3 protein-coding genes and 1 pseudogene are annotated in these 3,856 nt (G+C 67.7%); 2 read left to right on the top strand and 2 right to left on the bottom strand.

The window, feature by feature from the left end; translation table 11 throughout:
- Positions 1-18: 18 nt before the first annotated feature.
- Positions 19-1,992: pseudogene (locus AC2VOP_RS19645) on the top strand (HAD-IC family P-type ATPase); the annotation flags it as partial.
- Here AC2VOP_RS19645 and AC2VOP_RS19640 read toward each other — a convergent pair.
- Entirely contained in the window at positions 1,964-2,263 is a 300-nt protein-coding gene (locus AC2VOP_RS19640; protein WP_486962521.1) for an Rv1535 domain-containing protein, read from the bottom strand. The pseudogene AC2VOP_RS19645 and the gene AC2VOP_RS19640 sit on opposite strands and share 29 nt — an antisense overlap.
- Positions 2,264-2,490: 227 nt before the next feature.
- Here AC2VOP_RS19640 and AC2VOP_RS19635 point away from each other — a divergent pair, with 227 nt between their 5' ends.
- Entirely contained in the window at positions 2,491-3,474 is a 984-nt protein-coding gene (locus AC2VOP_RS19635) for a TerC/Alx family metal homeostasis membrane protein (RefSeq protein WP_486962520.1), read from the top strand.
- Positions 3,475-3,503: 29 nt separating this feature from the next.
- Here the strand turns inward: AC2VOP_RS19635 and AC2VOP_RS19630 are convergent.
- The coding region (locus AC2VOP_RS19630) for an inorganic diphosphatase (protein ID WP_486962519.1) at positions 3,504-3,856 on the bottom strand (353 nt) is incomplete at its 5' end.

Here is a 3,856-nt window from a genome sequence, read left to right as displayed (position 1 = left end):
CGACTGCGGCCCGGCGACGTGATCGAGGTGCGCAGCAACGAGGTGGTGCCCGCCGACGCACGGCTGATAAAGGAAACCGATCTCGAGGTCGACGAATCCTCGCTCACCGGCGAGTCGCTGTCGGTGGGCAAGCAGGTCGAAGCGACGCCGGGTGCCGACCTCGCCGAGCGGCGCTGCATGCTCTACGCCGGAACCACCGTGATCGCGGGGACCGCGGTTGCGCTGGTGACTGCCGTCGGTGCCGACACCCAGACGCGCCGGGCGGCGGAGCTGGCCGGCGGTGAGCTCCCGGTCGTCGGCCTGCAACGCCAACTCAGCCGAGTCATGCACCGCGCTCTCCCGGTCAGCATGAGCGGAGGTGCGCTCGTCGGCGCGCTGTCGCTGCTGCGCCGTGCGGGCCTTCGCCAAGCACTCGGCGATGCCATCGCGATCGCCGTGGCGGCGGTCCCGGAGGGGATGCCGCTGATGGCGACGCTGGCGCAGTACGCATCGGCGCGACGCCTGAGCAGTTCCGGTGCGCTGGTGCGTGTTCCGCGGTCGGTGGAGGCGCTGGGGCGGCTTGACGTGGTCTGCTTCGACAAGACCGGAACGCTGAGCGAGAACCGCATGCGGGTCACTCGAGTGCACCCGGTGCCCGGGCACGCGCGTGACGACGTGCTGCGCGTCGCCGCCTGTGCCGCACCCGAACCCGAGGGCGCCGCCCACGCCCACGCCACCGACCAGGCGATCATCGAGGCGGCTGCCGAAATCGGCGGTGTCAGTTCGGCACCGGCACCCGACACCTTTCTTCCGTTCCGCTCCGGCAGGGCGTTCTCGGCGGCCGTGTCGGGTACCGAACTGATGGTCAAAGGCGCCCCGGAAGTGGTGCTGGCCGGTTGCGCGAAGGCCACTGCCGGGCTGGACAACATCGTGGACAACCTGGCGGCCGAGGGGCTGCGGGTGATCGCGGTGGCCCGCCGCCGGCTGACCACCCGACAGGCGCAGGCGATCTCGAAGGACCCGGACAGCATCGTCGAATTCTGCAGCAAAGGGCTGACACTGACCGGGTTCCTCGGGCTCGCCGACACCCCGCGCACCGAAGCACCGCAGCTGCTCGCCGACCTGGCCGACCGGGGCGTGGAGATCAGGCTGATCACCGGGGATCACCCCATCACCGCCACGGCGATCACCGCGGAGCTGGGAGTGACCGTGCGACCAAGCCAGGTCATCACCGGATCCGAGTGGAATGTGTTGTCACGCAAGGACCAGGAACGCGCGGTGTGCGAGCGAGTGGTCTTCGCCCGGATGTCTCCGGAGAACAAGGTGCAGATCGTCGCGACACTGCAACGCGCCGGACGGGTCTGCGCGATGGTGGGTGACGGCGCCAATGATGCGGCCGCGATCCGCCTCGCCACCGTCGGGATCGGCGTCGTCGCGCGCGGCAGCGACTCGGCCCACACCATCGCCGATGTGGTGCTGACGGATGGGCGCATCGGCTCGCTGGTGGATGCTATCGACGAGGGACGCCGACTGTGGCGAGGCGTGCAGGCTGCGGTGACCGGGCTGCTCGGCGGCAACGCCGGTGAGGTGATCTTCGCCGTCATCGGTACCGCGCTCACCGGGAAGTCGCCGCTGAACACCCGTCAGTTGCTGCTGATGAACACGTTGACCGATGCGCTACCCGCCACGGCGGTCGCGGTCAGCACACCTGCTGGCTCGGTGCAGCGCATCGGGCACGGCCTCGACGAAAGCGTGCTCTGGCGTGCGGTGACGGTTCGCGGCGCGATCACCGCGGCCGCGGCCACCGCGGCGTGGGCGATGGCCTCGATGACCGGGCGGCGACAACGGGCCGCCACCGTGGCGTTAATCGCATTGGTCTGTGTCGAACTCGGTCAGACCCTGGTGGATTCGCACGCCCCGTTGGTGTTGCTGACCGCTGCCGGCTCGTTCGCGGCGTTCATGACGATGATCAGCACTCCCGGCGTCAGCCAGCTGCTGGGCTGCACCCCTGTCGGCCCACTCGGCTGGGCGCAGGGGCTTGGACCGGCCGCTGTGGCGACCCTCGCGGTGGCCGCCGCGACTGGTCTGCCGGCGGGTCGCCGGGCCTTGATCCCGCCTGCGGCCGGTGTCGACTCGGCACCCGATGGCAGGTCGCGTGATTCGTCTGGAGCACCTCCACGACGCCGGCGCGCCACAGCACCGCGTAGAGCTCCTGCAAAGGCGGCGTCAACAAGCGTGCCACGGCTGAAACGAGTAGGTCGGGCTGAGCACATGTCGTCGACATAGTTTCACGGTGACGGCAACGCCCGGCTTCGCGGTGACTGTCGCGTTACTGTCGGGCGAACGATGGCGGAAAACCTGTCGTCCGCTTTCCCCGAACACCGGCGAACGCCTGTGAATCGTGGATCGGCTCCGGACACCTGACCTGACACACTGTTGGCAACAGGGGCTGCGCGCCGGCGCGGCAGCCGAAGAAACCCTGACGTTTGCCCGACGACCGGAAGGCCGCTGTTGCACCTCTCGCTGCTGGAGTGGATCGTCACCCTGACCGTGACGATCGCCGTGCTGACCTTGGAGATGACCAGGATCGCCCGCCGCCCGCATGAGCCAACGATGGGCGAATGCGCACTTGCGCTGGCGGGCTATGTTCTGCTCGCCGTGCTGTTCGGTGTCTCAATCTGGGTCGGCCATGGCAGCCGGTACGGTATGCAGTTTTTCGCCGGCTGGCTCACCGAATACAGCCTGTCGGTGGACAACCTGTTCGTCTTCATCCTGATCATCGCCAGCTTCGGCGTGCCCAAGCGCGACCAGCAGGGGGTGCTGTTCGTCGGCATCCTGTTGGCGCTAGTGTTCCGCGCCGTCTTCATCACGATCGGCGGGGTGGCCGTCCAGCACGTGTCATGGGCGTTCTACCTGTTCGCCGTGTTCATCGTTTACGTCGGCGTCCGCATGGGTCTGGGCGCCGGGCACGGCAGCGGCGGCGACAACACGGTGGTGCGCTTCGCCCGCGACCACCTGAACACCACCGGGGAGTGGAACGGGGTCAAGCTCTACGTCAAAGCCGGTGGCAGGCGGACGATGACGCCGATGTTCCTGGTCGTGCTGGCGTTGGCCAGCACCGACCTGATGTTCGCGCTGGACTCCATACCGGCTGTCTACGGACTGACCAGTGAGCCCTATCTGGTGTTCGCCGCCAACGTGTTCGCGCTGATGGGCCTACGGCAGCTGTACTTCCTGCTGGGCGGCATGCTGCAACGGCTGGTGTACCTGTCTTACGGCCTGACGACGATCCTGCTGTTCATCGGGGTGAAAATGATCCTGCAGGCGCTGCGCCAGAACGAGTTGTCGATTCTCAACGGCGGCAACCCTTTTGACGTGCCCAAGATCTCCACCGCGGTCAGCTTGACTGTCATCGTGGTAGTCCTGGTGACCACTACCGTTGCTAGCCTGTACCGAACCCGCGTCGTCGACGCCGGCAATCAGCAGCGGTGCTGACCTGGCCCGACCGGAGGCCGGGCCAGCCGTCAGTGGCCGGAAGCTTTAAACCGTTCGATCGACCGCTGCACCTCGGCCTCGGCCTCGGCGCGGCCCACCCAGTCGGCGGCCTTGACGAACTTGCCCGGTTCCAGGTCCTTGTAGTGCACGAAGAAGTGCTTGATGGCGTCGAGTTCGAAAGCGGCGACGTCGCCGATGTCCTTGATGTGGTCCCAACGCGAATCACCGGCAGGCACGCACAGCACCTTGTCGTCACCGCCATGCTCGTCGGTCATCCGGAACATGCCCACCGGCCGCGCCGGCACCATCACGCCCGGAAACACCGACTGCGGCAGCAACAGCATCGCGTCGAGCGGGTCGCCGTCCTCGCCGAGGGTGTCGT

It is taken from the genome of Mycobacterium sp. TH-M106 (genome assembly GCF_057473765.1).
This window is presented reverse-complemented; position numbering and strand designations above follow the sequence as displayed.

Excerpts from the sequence above, each read along its gene's own strand:
- AC2VOP_RS19640 (WP_486962521.1), bottom strand. The coding sequence starts at position 2,263 with ATGTCGACGACATGTGCTCAGCCCGACCTACTCGTTTCAGCCGTGGCA.